The sequence below is a fragment of the Alistipes provencensis genome, assembly GCF_900083545.1.
Classification (GTDB): domain Bacteria; phylum Bacteroidota; class Bacteroidia; order Bacteroidales; family Rikenellaceae; genus Alistipes; species Alistipes provencensis.
This window is the reverse complement of the sequence record NZ_LT559262.1, coordinates 3292914-3309927: the sequence shown is the minus strand read 5'-3', so window position 1 is coordinate 3309927 and position 17014 is coordinate 3292914. Positions and strand designations below refer to the sequence as shown.

General features: G+C 56.3%; 12 protein-coding genes. All 12 read left to right on the top strand.

Annotation, left to right across the window (positions count from 1 at the left end):
• Positions 1-3: 3 nt before the first annotated feature.
• Positions 4-453: a GatB/YqeY domain-containing protein gene (locus BN5935_RS13065; protein ID WP_064976484.1), complete on the top strand. Its 450-nt coding sequence runs from the start codon at positions 4-6 to the stop codon at positions 451-453.
• A gap of 1 nt (position 454) precedes the next feature.
• Positions 455-1372 carry a transporter gene (locus BN5935_RS13060; RefSeq protein WP_064976483.1) on the top strand — a complete coding sequence of 306 codons (918 nt, stop codon included), beginning with the start codon at positions 455-457 and terminating at the stop codon, positions 1370-1372.
• Positions 1373-2081: 709 nt separating this feature from the next.
• Positions 2082-2630, top strand: a complete 549-nt coding sequence (locus tag BN5935_RS13055; RefSeq protein ID WP_064976482.1) for an RNA polymerase sigma-70 factor — start codon at positions 2082-2084, stop codon at positions 2628-2630.
• A 198-nt stretch (positions 2631-2828) separates the two neighbouring features.
• Positions 2829-4007: a FecR family protein gene (locus BN5935_RS13050; RefSeq protein WP_082944146.1), complete on the top strand. Its 1179-nt coding sequence runs from the start codon at positions 2829-2831 to the stop codon at positions 4005-4007.
• Positions 4008-4063: 56 nt separating this feature from the next.
• Positions 4064-6742, top strand: coding sequence for a SusC/RagA family TonB-linked outer membrane protein (locus BN5935_RS13045; RefSeq protein WP_064976480.1), 2679 nt, complete (start codon positions 4064-4066; stop codon positions 6740-6742).
• Between the two features lie 20 nt (positions 6743-6762).
• Entirely contained in the window at positions 6763-8241 is a 1479-nt protein-coding gene (locus tag BN5935_RS13040; RefSeq protein WP_064976479.1) for a RagB/SusD family nutrient uptake outer membrane protein, read from the top strand.
• 15 nt (positions 8242-8256) lie between these two features.
• Entirely contained in the window at positions 8257-11661 is a 3405-nt protein-coding gene (locus BN5935_RS13035) for a SusC/RagA family TonB-linked outer membrane protein (RefSeq protein WP_064976478.1), read from the top strand.
• A 12-nt stretch (positions 11662-11673) separates the two neighbouring features.
• Positions 11674-13107, top strand: a complete 1434-nt coding sequence (locus BN5935_RS13030) for a RagB/SusD family nutrient uptake outer membrane protein (RefSeq protein ID WP_235821109.1) — start codon at positions 11674-11676, stop codon at positions 13105-13107.
• 24 nt (positions 13108-13131) lie between these two features.
• Positions 13132-13839: a DUF4843 domain-containing protein gene (locus BN5935_RS13025; RefSeq protein ID WP_064976476.1), complete on the top strand. Its 708-nt coding sequence runs from the start codon at positions 13132-13134 to the stop codon at positions 13837-13839.
• A 19-nt stretch (positions 13840-13858) separates the two neighbouring features.
• Positions 13859-15394, top strand: coding sequence for a hypothetical protein (locus BN5935_RS13020; RefSeq protein WP_147625839.1), 1536 nt, complete (start codon positions 13859-13861; stop codon positions 15392-15394).
• Between the two features lie 32 nt (positions 15395-15426).
• Positions 15427-16320, top strand: a complete 894-nt coding sequence (locus BN5935_RS13015; RefSeq protein ID WP_064976474.1) for an ABC transporter ATP-binding protein — start codon at positions 15427-15429, stop codon at positions 16318-16320.
• A gap of 5 nt (positions 16321-16325) precedes the next feature.
• Positions 16326-17012 (top strand): hypothetical protein, encoded by a 687-nt coding sequence (locus tag BN5935_RS13010; protein WP_235821108.1) that lies wholly within the window; start codon positions 16326-16328, stop codon positions 17010-17012.
• Positions 17013-17014: the final 2 nt, after the last annotated feature.

Sequence of the window (17014 nt, the reverse complement as noted above, 5' to 3'; positions counted from 1 at the left end):
ATTATGTCACTGGAACAGCAGATTTCGAAAGGGATCATGGAGGCCATGAAGGCCAAGGATACGGTGCGCCTGAGCGCGCTGCGCAATGCCAAAAAATATATCATCGAAGCCAAGACCGCGGGTCCGGAGATCACCGAACTGCCCGATGCCGATGTGCTGAAGATCATCTCGAAACTCGCCAAGCAGGGCACCGACTCGGCGGCGATCTTCACCGGGCAGAACCGTGCTGATCTGGCTTCCGAGGAGCTGGCTCAGGTGGCCGTCTATCAGGAGTTCCTGCCCAAGCAGCTTACTCCGGAGGAGCTGACCGCCGAGGTGAAGGCCGTGATCGCCGAGGTCGGCGCCACGTCGATGAAGGAGATGGGCAAGGTGATGGGCGTGGCGTCCAAGAAACTCGCGGGCCGCGCTGACGGCAAGGATATTTCGGCCAAGGTCAAGGAGTTGCTGTCGTAAGATGCACTTCACAGAGCATTCGTTGCGCAACGTGAAGACCATTGCCATGCCTGCGGCCATGGTGGTCGGGGCGTTGCTGTGCCGTCCGATCTCGGCGCTCGAAGCGTGGATGCACCAGATGATCACTCCGACGCTGATCTTCCTGATGCTCTTCGTCACCTTTTGCCGCGTGAAACCCCGGCAGATGAAGCCCTCGATGCTGCACGTCTGGTTGTTGCTGTTCCAGACGGTGGTCTGCGTCGGGGTCTACCTCGCGCTGCTGCCCCTGAACGACATCGTGGCGCAGGGGGCGATGATCTGCGTGCTGGCTCCCGTGGCGATGGCCGCGGTGGTGATCGGCGGCATGCTGGGGGCCAACGTCGCCACGATGGCAACGTACAGCCTGCTGTGCAACATGGCCGTAGCCCTGCTGGCGCCCGTGATCCTTACCTTCACGGGGAACGGAGTGTGCACCTTCACGCAGATTCTGGCCCGCATCGCACCGCTGTTGGTGATGCCTTTCGCCGCCGCGCAGTTCTGCCGCTTCGTCTTTCCGAAGGCCGCGCAGTGGGTCGGCGACCACAGCCAGATTTCGTTTTATATGTGGCTGGCGTCGCTGCTCGTCATCATCGGCCGCACGACGGCTTTCATCATCGACCTCCACGACGCATCGCTCACCACCGAACTGTGGCTGGCGTTCGCCGCGCTGGTGATCTGCCTCGTGCAGTTCAAGGTGGGGCGCATGCTGGGCCGCCGTTACGGCGATCCCGCCGCGGGCGGACAGTCGCTCGGCCAGAAAAACACGGTGCTGGCGGTGTGGATGGCGCAGTCGTTCCTGAACCCCATCTCCTCGATCGCCCCCACGGCGTATATCGTCTGGCAAAATATAGTGAACAGTTTCCAGTTGTGGAAAAAAGACAGAAATTCGACAAGAAAATGAATATAAGAAATTGATTTTTAGGTATATATAATTTCGTATTTCTTTTTCCCTTCTTTTTCGTGTTTTCCGAATTTAGCCGTTAATAGGGTACATTTTGTTACTCGTTTGTTACCCGTTCGGTTTGTCCGGACGGAACAAACCACTCTATTTGCGACAGCAGTAAAAAGCGATTTTGTCATGCCGAGCGAGAAACAAATAGTGACGAGTTTGGCTGCTGCCTTGTTCGTCGCTGCGGTTTTCGGCTTCGTACCGGATGTCCATTGTTGAATGTGTATTTGATGCCGCTCAACCTTCGGTCTCCGCCGTGTAGCGTTGCCGTTGGTTCTGCGCCTCGTGCCGAGTGCGCATGAACTTGGTCGATGCGCCATGAGGTGTATGAAGCCCTGATTCGCACATTTCTTACAAATCGTTACAACCTTATATATGGGAATGGCATTTGTCGATTTTATATGACTGCGTTAAGAATTTTTCGGTCTTGATGATGCTGATATTTAGCGCTTTTTCGTCTCTGTCATGTGCCGAGGATCTGTAATGCCGATGGATGGCTGGGTTCGATATGGCGTATTGTCTCATTGTTTTTTATCGCGTATTCTGGCTTGTTTTTGACGGTTGGCTTTCAATTTTTCAGTGCGAAAGGTTTGGAAAATTCATAGAATGGTTATATTTGCAATCGAGTTAGGTTCTTGTTCGCAAGGAGCAGAGGCAGGAAATGAAGATCCTCGTATCCAGCATAAAGCAGCGCGATGTAGATCATTTTGAGATGGTTTACAACTACTATATGCCTGTGCTTTATCGTTTTGCCATGCAGTATGCGTATGATTCGGAAACGGCCAAGGATCTTGTGCACGACGCTTTTGCGTGGGTGTGGAACAATCCGGATAAAATCCGCGATGAGGGTAACGTGGCAGCGCTTCTTTACCGGCTGGTACGCAGCAACTGTCTGAACTATCTCCGGTCGCTTGACATCCGGGACTGCAATGACCGGAAATATGCCGAAGCCGCGGCTTTTGCCGAATTCCTGTTCGACGACGAGCCGGATGATGACCGTTATGCCATTGAATTGCGTTTGCGGCATGCTTTGAATGCGCTTCCCGAACGCGGCCGCGAAGCTCTGGAAATGCATTTCGTCGGAAATATGCGGATCAAGGCCATTGCCGAAGTCATGCATGTATCCGAAGCTACGGTCAAAACACACATCAAACGTGCGCTTAAAGCCCTCAGGGAGGGCATGAAATGTCTTTTTTCGGTTTTTTTGTAAAAAATCGGGCTCGTTTGTCCCCCATTTTTCGTCTGAAAGTTTACTTTAATTAAAACGATCGGTCCGGGTCGTTGTTTTGGTTAGTCAGGTATCTGTTCTTGCCGGTCGCGGTACTCCGCCGGCGATTTCATTTTTCTGGAACAATCCGCGTTCCCCAATCGGGTGAATGCGCATCCCGGATCGTTGCCATTGTACTCTATGACGAAAAAAACGATTGATTGGACCCTCTTCCGTAAAGTGCTGGATCATACGGCGGATGAGAAAGAGCAGGCCGAATTCGAAAAATGGCTTCGGTCCGATTCCCGGCATCGGGAATATTACGAACGCGCCCGCAGGTTCTATGCCGGGGAACCGGCGGAACCGCTGCCGCTCGACGAAACTTTCGCCGCGCTGAAAACACGGCTGGAAATGAACGACCGGCCGAAACCGATGTATCGTCGCCGGTCCTATTACGGAATTGCGGCCGCCGTCGCAGTCATTGTCGTGCTGTCGTGTTTCGATTGGCATCGGGACAACGCCGGGGCGGCGATGGACCGCGTTTGTTGCGAACTCGCACGCGACTATACCCCTGCGACGGATAAGGCCCGGCTGATCGTAGACGGGGACAGGTGTTACGATCTGCACGGCGACGAATCGCTGTCGATCGACGTTCGGGGCGGCCATATCGAGCGCAGCGGCGACGACCGGCTGGTGTATACGGCCGATGCGGAGGCCGAGGTCGTGCAGAACAGGCTTTCGGTTCCCCGCGGCGGTTATTATTCCGTCCTTCTGGAAGACGGCACGACCGTTCATCTCAATGCGGAATCGGAACTGGTCTATCCTTCGGCATTCTCGAAGGACGTGCGCACCGTGTCGTTGGTCGGCGAGGCCTATTTCGATGTGGCGCATGATGCAGGGCGGCCTTTCGTCGTAGAGGTGAACGGATACAGTATCGAGGTGCTGGGTACGCAGTTCAACGTCACGGCCTATGCCGACGAACGGATCTGCCGTTCGACGCTTGTCGAAGGCAGCGTGCGGATCATACCCGACAGCGGCCGGAACGGGGAGGAGATCGTTCTCACCCCGGGCGAACAGGTCGTTCACGAGACGGGAACCGATACTTTCTCGGTGGCACGCGTCAACACCAAAGTCTACACGGCATGGATGGACCGGGAATTTGTGTTCGAAAACACCCCCTTGTCGGAGGCTTTGCGGATCGTCTCCCGCTGGTACGACTTCCGCTACGACATCACCGATTCCGATTTGGAGAAATATACGTTTACCGGTCAGATCAGCAAGGACGGAGGTCTGGATTATCTGTTCCGGGTGCTGTATGAAGCGCATATGCCGATCGTACTCCGCTATGAAGACGGAATGTTGTACGTCGACAGACGCTGATGCCTGACGACGAATCGGAATGGAAACTCGAATGTCTAACCCTTAATGATTAATTGATGAAGCAAATCTACGCTCTGAATGTCTGCCGTTCGGCTCGTTTCTGGCTGCATCTGATGCTGGTCGTGTGGTGCGGAACCGCTGCTGCGAAGTCTCCCGTGCGGGATTCCGCCGTGCTGCGGCTGCCCGTGCAGACGGATCGTGTCGCTGCCGGCGATCTCGTGATTACGGCCTCCCAGATCCGGGCGGTCGATCCCGTCGACCTGTGGAAGGCCATTTCATTTTACGATCCTTCGATCAGTAATTCGTGGGAGCAGGAGCATGGCTCCGACCCGGTTTACGGGGCAGGGGACATGACCGTTCGCGGTTCGAAACGGTGGGCCCGGGATGAGGCGGTCAAACCGTCGCGTCCCGTGTACATTATCGACGGGGCTCTGGTCGACGCCCGGAAGTTTTTCGATATGGACATCAACGACGTCCGGCAGATCATTATCCGCAAAGACCCCGTTTCGCTGGCCCAATACGGTATCCGGGGCGCTGACGGCGTCGTGGAGATGAAGACGCAGAAGCCGGTCAAGGGGCCGCTCAAAGTGCGTTACATGTTCGACGGTATCGTGGAATGGGCCGATCTGGGGTCTTACGACATGATGAGCGCTTCGGAGCAGCTCGCGCTGGTCGAACGCGAGGGGCTTACGACGGGCAGCGCCGCCTCGATGCAGCAGCACAAGGCGTCGGGAAAGAACGTCGACTGGCTGAATCGGCTCACGCGCACCGTTTTCCGGCACCGGCACAAGATAACCGTCGACGGCGGGGACGACAATGTGAAATATGCCCTGACGGGGCGCATCGCTCCCTCCGGAAAGGGCGTCGTCGAGGGTGTGGAAAAGGATATTCTCGGTCTGGGGGCCTATATCGAGTATCGTTACAAGTCGTTCCGGATTTCGAATGATCTGACTTACGACAAAACGGAGAAAAATTCGAAACTCTTCGGTACGCTGGGCGACTATGCCCGCACACCCCGCTGGCTCGACCCCGATAACGGGCATGGGGGATACCTCAAAACGATGGGGCACGAAGAGGATGCTGTGCGGTTCGAAAATCCGCTCTACGAACTGACGCTCGGCTCGCACAACAAATGCCGGACCTATTCGATCTTCGACAACGTACGCCTTTCGCTGGACATGGGAGCCGGATTTTCGGTCAACGGACGCTTCTCGTTCGTGCGCGACTTCATCCGCACGGACACCTATGTATCGCCCGGTTCGATACGCTATGCGTCGCTGACGACCGACTCCTATACGGGACGTTACGGAATTGCACGGTCGTCGATCCAGACCTACGACGGGGCGGTGGATCTTACCTATCGCGGTTCGTGCGGCCGGTCGTCCTACGGCGCTTCGCTGCAAGCCGGGATTTTCAGCGGCACTTACAATATGGAAAGCTATGCCGGCGTGGGAATCCCTTCGGACAAGATGGGCTACATCTCTTTCACCAAGGCCTACGATCCGAATGCGGCGCCTTATGCTTGGCGCTATTACGACCGGACGGTGAGCGGAACGCTTTCGGCGCACTACTCCTACGACGAGCGTTATACGGTTGCCGGAACGGCGCATCTCGACCGTTCGTCGCTGCTTGCGCCCGGTGAAAGGACGGCCCTGTTTTACGGCGTGTCGGCGGCTTGGAACATCGGTCGGGAGCATTTCATGCGCCGGGCTGACTGGATCGACCGCCTGACGCTGAGCGCGTCGATCGGCACTTCGGGAGCGGTCGATGCCCTGAATTCCGATTATGTGGTCGCTTACAGCAGCAATATCGACAACGAGTATGTCTACAACTACTATCTGGTCGGGGCTTCGGTCGATCAGATGCCCAATCCCGATCTGAAATGGCGTACGCTCGTGAGCCGCAGCGTGGCGTTGCAGGCCGAGTTCGCGCATGCGCTCCGGCTGCGCGTCGAGTATTACAACAATGATTCGAAAGACCTCATGATTGTCGATCGGCTGCCGCTGGCGAGCGGTTACCGGCATAACGTATCCAACGGAGGACGGGTCCGGAATTCGGGGCTGGAATATTACCTGAACGCGACTCTTTACAGCCGTCCGGGACTTTCCGTCTCGGCTTTCACGTCCGGCAGCCACAACCGGAACCGGATCGAGGAACTGCCGGGCTTCTTCGCAGCGTGGTATAACGGAACGCTGTCGGAGGGCGAGGCTCCGCTGTCGGAGGGCGAGTCCGTGAATGCTATCTATGCGGCGGAAAGTTCGTTCGACGGAACGACCGAACGGGCTGCGGGCGAATCCGTTGCGGCGGGATGTGCGGACCCCGACCTGAAAGGCAATTTCGGCGTCAACGTGGCATGGGGCCGGTGGCATTTCGGAGCCGCGTTCGATTACCGGATCGGCGGACAGGCATTCAACCGGACGTTGTATGATGTGCAGTTCGGCAGTCCGCTCTACAACCTCGACCGGCGGGCGATGAACCCGAAATACCGCCGCGCGTTCGACGGCGAACCGGTCCGGCTGCAACGATTCGTGGAACGGTTCGACGCCTTGAATTTCTCGGCCGTGCAGATCGGGTATGTTTTCGGGGCCAAGGCCGCCGGCAAGCTTTACATGCGCAATCTGGCCCTTTACCTCACGGGGAGCAACCTCTTCTATTGTTCGGACGTCGACATGCAGCGCGGAACGGTCTATCCGTATACGCGGACCGTCACGCTGTCGCTTCGGGCGACTTTCTAACCGCTTAAAGAAGATACGAAATGAAAAAAATATACCTGCTGTTGTTCTTATGCGTCGCGTCGGTGTCGTGCAGCGAATGGTTCGATACGACTCCCGACGGAACCTCGGTCTCCGAAGATCGTTTCTTCCGCAATGAAAACGCTTTTCTCAACGCCCTGACCGATGTCTATACCCAGTTGCGCGCGGAAAGCCTCTACGGGCGCATGCTTTCGGTCGGCGAACTGGAATTCATGGGACAGAACTTTCAGCCCGCCGGCACGGATTTCCGGGCCGCGGCCGATCTCGACTACGCCGATGCCGCGTTCCGCACGGCCATCGAACAGACGTTCGTGGATATGTACAAGGCCATTGCTGCTTGCAACAACGTGATTGCGCATATCGAAACTACGAAGATCGTGTTCAATTCGAAATCCCGGAAGCGGATTATCACGGGAGAGCTTTACGGATTGCGTGCGGCCCTGCACTTCGAACTGCTGCGGCTGTTCCATCCGGCGTATGCCGTCGATCCGGATTTCGTCGGACTGCCCTATATGGTCCGTTTCGGAATGACGGCTTCCGAGCCGCTCTCGACCGAGGCGTTCGTCGGCAGGGTGATCGCCGATCTCGAACGGGCCGCATCGGAACTCGAAACGGCGGATCCCGTGTTGAATGGCTTTACGCTGGGGACCGTGCTCCCCGGGGAGATCGACTCGCGGCTGCGCACCTTCTGTCTGAATTACTATGCCGTGACAACGCTGCTGGCCCGCGTCTACCTGTATAAGGGCGATTATGAACAGGCCGCAGCCTATGCGTCCCGGGCTTTCGAACACCAGACGAAAGTCGAGAAGCGCTACCGGGTGTTCTATTATTTCGGTCCGGGCGAATACGGCGACGATTACAGTTTCTCGCGCGAGCATCTTTTCGGCATCGCGACGCTTCCCGGGGGGTTCCCGCGGTCGGCGGCTTCGCTTTACGGCCGGGACGGAGCATCCGTGACGAAGCATTATGCCGCTCTGTTCGACAATCCGAAGGATACGCGTTACCGCGACTGGTTCGACAACAGCGATCCGTCACGCGTGTTCATGGCGTACAAATTCGGCGAGAACTCCGTTCTCAACGGCTACACGTCGGTGGCGGGAAATGAGAGCGTGCTGCCCTGCCGCATTCCTTTCGTCAAGTTGGGCGAGGCAGCCCTGATCGAGGCCGAAGCGCTCGTCCGCCAGTCGGCCGACAACATAGCGGACGCGGCGGCGAGAGTTGCCGAGTTGCAGAAGGCGCGCGACATTCCGACGGTGGCGGAGCAGCTCGAAACCTCCGGACTGACCGTCGCAGAGCTGCTCGACGCCATCGAACTGGAATACCGCCGCGAGTTTTTCGGCGAGGGACAGTTGTTCTACTACTACAAGCGGCTGAACAGCCCCCGAATTCCCAAATCCGACGGCACGGAACTGACCGTGACGGCCGACAGGTACACATGGCCGATTCCGGAGGGTTCCGTAAACGTAATTCAGGCATTCTAAACTTTAAAAATCATCATGGCTGCATATACGGAAAAAGTGAAGAAGACTGTTGCGGAGCGTCTCATGCGCTTGTTGTTTGTAACGGTCGTAGTGTTGGCTCCTTGTCTGGTGCGGGCGCAGAATATCACGATCGACGTGACCGACCGGCCTTTGAGCGAGGTCTTTCAGGCGATCAAGAAGGCGTCGGGCTATCAGGTCTTCTATGTGAATCAGAATGTGGACGACAGCCGCAAGGTCAGTTTAAAGGTGTCGGGCGTCGACCTGCGCACGGCGCTGGACAGGCTCTGCGCTTCAGCCGGATTGAGTTACAATATCGTCGACCGGACGATCGTGATTTCCCCCCCCCGTCAGAAAACCGCCGCGGCGTCCGCCGGCCGGCCGGCCGGATTCGTAATCACGGGAACGGTGTTCGACGAGAACAAGAATCCGGTCGCTTATGCTTCGGTCGTGCAGAAGGGTGTCGGGCACAACGGCGTTTCGACCGATGAGAAGGGGTGCTTCCGCCTGACGCTGCCGTCGGGCCGCACGTCGGTCATCGTGTCGTGCATGGGCATGAAAAAACAGACGATCGAGGTGAACAACCAGAGTTCGTTCGACATTTACCTCGAACCCGAGGTGAACGACATCGCGGCTACGGTCGTTACGGGATATATGCCCAAGGCGAAGAACAGTTTTACGGGAACGGCCGTGCTGGTCAAGGGCGATGAACTGCGGACGGTGAACAACAACAGTTTCTTCGACGCCCTGAAAGTTTTCGACCCGTCGTTTCAGGTCGTGGACGTGCGCGGGATGTTCGGTTCCGACCCCAACTATATCCCCGAGCAGATCGAAATCCGCGGACAGAACAGCTTCCCCGAGATCTCGGGCAGTACGCTGAAAACGATGACCAGCCTGCCGATCTTCATTCTCGACGGTTTCGAGGTCAAGGTTCAGCAGGTCTACGATCTGGACATGAACCGCATTCAGAGCGTGACGATTCTCAAAGACGCCTCGGCGTCGGCCATTTACGGTTCGCGGGCTGCCAACGGCGTGATCGTGATCGAGACCAAAAGCCCCGAACCCGGAGCGCTTCGCGTGAGCTATACGCTTACGGGCGGCGTGAACATTCCCGACCTGTCGTCGTACAAGCTGATGAACGCATCGCAGGCGTTGGAGTTTCAACGTCTGTCCGGGCTCTTCAACCCTGCGCGCGAAGGGGAGGACGGCGGCTATTACCTCAACTCCTACAACCTGATCCGCAAGGAGATCCTTGCAGGCGTCGATACCTACTGGCTTTCGAAACCGCTGCGCGTGGGCCTTCAACACCGTCATTCGGTCATCATCGAGGGCAGCGTCAACCGGCTGCGGGCCAATCAGGGAAACGTGCGTTATCAGGTCAACCTGTCGCTCGGACAGAACAACGGCGTGATGAAGGAATCGGGCCGAACGACCTACGGGGCCGGTACGAAACTGATCTATTCGCATTCGAGCCTGCGAATCACCAACGATTTGCAGTTTTCCATCTCCCGGAGCGACGAGTCGCCTTACGGATCGTTCGCCAGTTACTCGAAAACACTTCCCTATCACCGGGAAAAGGATGCCGACGGCGCCTATTATCGTACGCTGTCGCTCTACAATGTGGCTCCGGAGGAAATGGAACTCGCGGTTTCGTCGTCGCAGCTCTCTCCCGTCTACGAAGCGAAATACCTGAGCAGTTTCACGCACGGCGACGTGACCAATGTCACGAACAACACGGCGATCGACTGGACGATCGTTTCCGGGCTGAAAGTGCGCGGCGACTTTTCGGTGAGCAGCGATTTCAACCGCACGGACATCTACCTGTCGCCCATGAGCTATTCCTATATCCGCGACAACGACAACGATGTGAACGATCCCAGCGTGCTCTATGCGCGGGGCAAATATACGCTGAATAACGATACGAACATGACGCTTGCCGGCAAACTGATGCTCTCCTATACCAAGCAGTTCGACCGGCATCTGGTCCAGACGGTGGTGGGCGGCGACCTGCGCGAGGTCAACCGCGAGAGCGACGGCTATGTCGTTACGGGATTCATGGACGATGCGCTCGACTATGTCTCTTATGCCGTGCAGTACGAACCCGACTCCCGTCCTTCGGGCAACGAGTCCATCGTTCGTTCGGCGGGTGCCTATCTCAACGCCAACTATTCGTACGACGACCGCTATCTGGTCGATCTGACGGGACGCATCGACGGTTCTTCGATCTACGGCAGCAAGCAGCAGACCGCGCCCTATTGGTCGGCGGGTGTGCGCTGGAACATTCACAACGAGCGGTTCATGAAGGACCGGGGCGTCTTCTCGCTGCTGGCCCTGCGCGCCAATATCGGAACCACCGGCAACCAGAATTTTACGCAGAACCAGTCCAAGAGCATGTACACCTATCTCAAACCGGTTTACGGCAATCTGTTCGGTACGAGCGTTTCGGTGCTGGGCAATCCCGACCTCGAATGTCAGAAGACGTTCAACCGCAACGTGGGACTGGAACTGACCGTGCTCAAGGGACTGTTGAATCTGGACATGAATTATTACTACAACACGACCGAGGGAAGCCTCACGTCGGTAACCATCGCACCGTCGATCGGATTCTCCGAATTGAAGGTCAATCAGGGCGACATCGTGAATAAGGGTATCGACTTTTCGCTCTCGGTGACACCCGTCCGCACGAAAGAGATGCTCTTCTCGGTGACGTTCAACGGGCGTCATAATTCGAACATCCTCAGCAAAATTTCCAATACGCTGAAAAACTACAACAAGATGGTGGGCGAACGCGCCGAAAGCAGCAGCGACGCCAATGTCTTTCTTTTCAAGGAAGGGGAGTCGCTCAATACGATATACGGCGTTCGCAGTTTCGGAATCAACCCGGGTACGGGCCGCGAGGAGTTTCTGACGAAGGACGGCGAGCGGACCGATGTCTGGAGATACGAGGATATGGTCCCGATCGGTGTCGGCGAGGCCGCGCTCGAAGGATACACCGGCTTCAACTTCCGCTACAAGGAATTGGAGGTGGGCGCCAGCTTCAACTATTCGTTCGGGGCTGACCGCTACAACTTCACCCTGCATGAAAAGATCGAAGGGGCCGATCCTTCGGTGAACAACGACGTGCGGGCGCTGACCGAACGTTGGAAGGAGCCCGGGCAGATCGCCCGCTACAAGGCCATCGACGATACGACCCCGACGCGCTCCACGTCGCGTTTCGTCCAGCGCGAGAACCGTCTGTCGCTCTCGTCGCTCCGCGTCGCCTATACTTTCCCGGTCGAACGCTGGGGATGGAAGGGAATCTCCATGCTGCGGCTCCAACTCACGGCCAATGAACTTTTTTACCTGTCGACGATCCGTCAGGAGCGCGGTTTGGCATATCCCTATGCACGGACGATCAGTTTTTCGGCTCAGGTCAACTTTTAATACGGCACAGCAATGAAAAGGAAGAATCTTGCAAAAATATCCGTGATGTTCGTACTGTTGCTCGCATCGTGCGGCAAGTGGCTGGACGTGACGTCCAAATCGGAGGTGGACATCGACGACATGTTCGATGCGGCCGAGGGCTACTACAATTCGGTAACGGGCGTGTACATCAACATGGGCGACGCCAATCTGTACGGCGGTTATGTGGCGCTGACCGCCCTCGAACCGCTGACCGGGCAGTATACCGTGTCGGCCAACAACGAGAAGCGCCGCAAATGGGCGGCCTACGACTATGCGAGCGACGATTCGAAGAAGATTATCGACGACCTTTGGCTCACGATGTACAACAACATCTTCAACGCCAATCTGGTCATCGACAAACTGCGCCACGAGGAACGGACCCTGTTCGAAGAGGGGGTGCGGGAGATCATGCTCGCGGAGATGCTCGCCATGCGCGCCTATATGTACTTCGATCTGGTGCGGATGTTCAACGAACCGTATGCCGTCAATGCGGAATCGAACAATGTCCCGTGGAAAACCTCTTGGGATGCGACGATCGGTGAACGCCATACGTCGGAGCGGCTGCTGGCGCAGTTGATGGATGAGCTCGCGGAGGCGAAATCCCTGCTCGAAACCCGCGACCCCATCGTCGTCGCACGCAAGTCGGCCGATCCGTATGTCTCCTACGACCGCACCAAACGTATGAACTATTATGCCGTTTGTGCGCTGCGTGCGCGTATCGCCCTTTACACGGGCGACTACGCTACGGCCTACGACGAGGCGAAGACGGTCGTCGGATCGGATAAATTCCGGTTTATCACCGCACCCGAGATCGCCGAGACCGATCCCTACGGCGAGGAGCTGCGATCGAACCGGATCTTCACGCCCGAACTGGTGTTCGCCCTCGACAACGATCGGATCACGGCGAGCGCACGGGCTTATTACGAAGGGCTTTCCGAAGATATAGTAACCTCGCCCAACTGTTACGAGGCGGACGACCTGCGTCTGAATGCATGGCTCGCTTACAATTCGATGAATAAGATCAATCTGATCAAGTACAAACGTTCCTCGCTGGCGGCTGACAGCTACAAATATCCCAAGGCATGCACTCCGATGCTGAAACTGAGCGAAATGTATCTGATTGCCGAGGAGGCCGTGATGAACGCTCCGCAGCTCGATCCCGCACCGTTGTCCTACATCAATACGCTCAAGCGTCACCGCGGTATTGCGGAACTCGACGCATCGACATCCGCCGATGCGCTGCGCACGGCCTTGACACGCGAATATATTTGCGATTTCAAGGGTGAGGGGCAGTTGTTTTTCTACTACAAGCGGCTCAATATGGACCGTGTGGACAACGGAAATTACAACGGCAACACCATTGCGATAGCTCCGCAGGCATATACTTTCCCGCGGCCTGACAATGAAAACGATTTCGGTAATTAATCTGTAAATGCCATGAATAGAAGGATGATTTGTTTCCTTGTCGCAGCGGTCTGTCTGTCGGGGGCGTGCCGGGAACGCGATATAGAGGTCTATGATGCGAACCGTGTTTCGCTCAACATCGCCAAAGGCGAATTCCGGCCCGGAACTTATCCCGAGTCCTATGCGTTCAACGCCTATTTCTTGGGCGTGGGAGCCGGGGACTACACGCTGGATATTCCGGTACGCCTGACCGGGGTCATTGATTACGAGCACGACCGCGAATACCGGGTCCGGGTCAACGAAGAGTTGTCGCAGTATGCCGTCAACGGCGTGGAATATACGCTCGACGAAAAGCAGCTTCTCCGCAAGGGGCTTTACGAGGATACCTTTCCGCTGACGATCCATGTCGCACGGCTCAACGAGACCGACGACTACAAACTCCGCATCGAACTGACTCCGAACGAGAATTTCGTGTCCGGACTGCCCGAATATCAGTGGGTGGAGGTGTCGTTCGTGAAGAACGTCAATACGCCGCCTGCTTTCTGGGAGAATACCTCCAAACTCAGCAAACTTACCTATCATCCGGTGAAATGCGCCAAATTTTTGGAGGTCAGCGGCATCACCGATCCCGACTGGAAGGATGCCGGAACCAGTCTCGCTCTGGATTACTGGATCGCCGTCTGCACGGAATATTTCGAGCAGAACGAAGTCTACGACCAGACGACGGGTAACAGAATATTTTTCGATGAATGACGCTAACGGTTGAATGATCATGAACAGCAGAACATATATATTGGCTTTGGCAGCGCTTGCGGCGGTGTCGTGCTACGGAGACAGGGACGGCGAGATCGGCTCCGATCCCGATTATGTGGTTTCGGTCGAGGGCGTAGAGGTCGAAAGCGACCTTTATCTGGGCGACCGCTTCACCTGCGAACCGACGGTCGTGCTGCCTGAGGGGTGCGACGAGACGGATTACGAATACGAGTGGATCGTGGGTAAAAGCGAGGTGATCGCTACCGAGAAAAACCTCGATTGGGAAATCTACCTCCCGAAATCGTATCAACTCAATACGGATATTCCGGGGAGTTTCGTGGTGAGAAACAAACTCAACGGATTGGAATTCCGGTCGACTTTCAAATTCAAGGTGCTGAACGGCTACACGCCCAAATTCCTCGCTTTGTACGAGACCGAAGAGGGGTGCGTCGAATGGATGTCGATCCAGACGACGGGAACGTCGGCTTCGACGATCTCGCCGAAAAACGGTTTCACCCGCTGGTTTTCCGGCATGGTCGCCCGGGTGAACGGAAGTTCGGAGCGCATCGAGGGGCGCTACGTCGGGGCGGTCTGTGCGAAATCCGAACTGGCGGTATTCACCGACAAAAGTCCCTCGTGCGGCGCTACGGTCAGCATGGTGGATACCGACGGCGATCAGGATTTTACGGCCAATATGGGCGAAATCGTTTCGCTGGTCAACGGCCGCGTTTATGTGGGAAAGGCTTCCGATGTGAAAATCACGTCGGCATTCTATGCTGCGGGCGGAGCCAAGTATGTGGTGGCGAACGGCAAGATCCACATGTTCAGCGGGACCGATACGAAAACGCCGGTCTTCGACGACGAGGCGTTCGTCATGGCCGAAAATATTAGACAGGTCGTCGGCTCGAAGCAGTTCATGCGCTATAAGCGTGCGTTGTTCGTGCTCTATGAGGACGGAACGGTCGGCTGCCTGCAACAGTACAACAACCCCGCCACGCCGGTTCCCGGGACCGGCGGTGAATCGGGGTTGACGGCCGACGAACTCTGCGGGGCCTTTTCCGAAGCTACCGGCAAGGGAAACAACAATCCTTACCTGATGCATCTGGTCGTGCGCAAGGGCAGCGACTATTTCCTGTATGTGTATAACGCCAAATCGAACACCTCGGCCAACGATCCGCTGACGCTCAAGACCGTCGTTCCCATTCCGGCCGAAGTGGGGCGCGAGGCCGCAGTGTGGTTCGGCGCTTTTTCCACCCGGTACGGGTTCTATGTCGTCGGGAACAGGATCATGAAATTCGACTATCTGAACATCACGCAGTTTGCACCCGAAGAGAAGCCGTTCCGGCTCTACGACGACAAGTACGAGATCGTCGATGTTTTCGTACTTATTGCCGGCACGGCGCTCAAGGATCAAGACGATTGCACGGTGGTCTATCTCTACGACCGGGAAAAGAAGACGACGACCATCGACGTTTACAACACGTTGACCGGCGAGGATCTGCACACCTACGAAGATATTCTTCCGGGACGCGGCGTGGATTTCATTAAAAAATAATCCGGAAATTACTAATCTTTTAATCATTCCTGATGGAAGAACGTAAAAATGTAATAGAGTGCCGCAACCTGACGCACTACTATGGCAAAAAACTGGTTTACGAAAACCTGAACATCTCGGTCGGTGAAGGCCGCATTCTCGGCTTGCTGGGCAAGAACGGTGCGGGCAAGAGTACGACGATCAATATCCTCAACGGATTTCTGGCTCCCCGCTCGGGACAGTGTCTGATCTACGGCGAGGATACGCAGAACCTGTCGCCCGCAACGAAAGCCCGCATCGGTTACCTGATCGAGGGACATATTCAGTATTCGTTCATGAATGTCCACCAGATCGAGAAGTTCTATTCGGGGTTCTATGAAAAATGGGACCGTGACGCCTATTTCAACCTGATCAACCGGCTGAAGATTCTCCCGCGGCAGAAAATCTCGACCATGTCGTGCGGACAGCGTGCACAGGTGGCTTTGGGGCTTATTCTGGCTCAGGACCCCGACCTGCTGATCCTCGACGATTTCTCGCTGGGACTGGACCCGGGTTACCGGCGTCTGTTCATCGACTACCTGCGCGAATACGCCAAGTCGAGGGGCAAGACGGTTTTTCTCACCTCGCACATCATTCAGGATATGGAGCGGCTGATCGACGACATCCTGATCATGGACTATAACCGGGTGCTCTATCAGGGACCGCTGGCCGATTTCCAGCGTGATTTCAAAGGGTTCTTCTTCGAGGCCGAGGGAGCGGTCGACCTTTCGGGCGCGCCGGAGGTCGTCAATCTGGAACGGCTGAACAACCATTGCGAGCTGTACACCTATGCCTCTGAAGAGGAGATCGTCGCGCTTTTGCAGTGCCGGGGCGTCGGATTCGTCAACTTCCGGCGGGAAAACCTCACCTTGGAGGATGCCTTTATCGGACTTACGGGTAAATACTGATGCAGATGGGAAAGATAGTTTGGCATATTTTCTATAAGGAGTGGATCAAGACCCGCTGGACTTACCTTGCGGCGCTCGTGTTGGGTTTGGCGACGGTCTTTTACGTTTTCATCCGGGTGGAGAACGGCATGGAACGATTCGGGGCCAAGACCTATATGCTCAAAGTGCTGTACGACAATCCGCCGTTGATCTATTATCGCATGTTGCTTTATGTGCCGCTGCTGATCGCTGCGAGCGTCGGCGTCACGCAATACCTGCCGGAGACTGTGAACCGGCGTATCCGGCTGATGCTTCATCTGCCGGTCGCCAATACGCGGCTGGTGTTGGGCATGGCCCTTTACGGCGTTGCGGCGGTCACCGTTTCCAATGCGCTGCTGTACGGGCTGTTCGCTGCGAAAAGCGCCGCTCTGTTTCCGGCTGAGATTACGCTTCCGGCGTTGAAGTCCGTATTGCCTTGGTTGCTGGCGGCATATCCGGTTTACGGGTTCATCGCCATGGTCGCGCTCGAACCGAATCGTTGGCGGGCCTTGTTGTATGCCGTTACGGGATATTATCTCATTTCTCCGTTCGTCGTGTGCGGAGAAGCTCCGGGGTCCTATTTTTCGTCGGCGCTTCCTCTGCTGGTGATCGCTGCGGGATCTTTCCCGTTGCTGTTGTATTCGTCGTACCGTTTCAGTAAAGGAGAACGATAGCC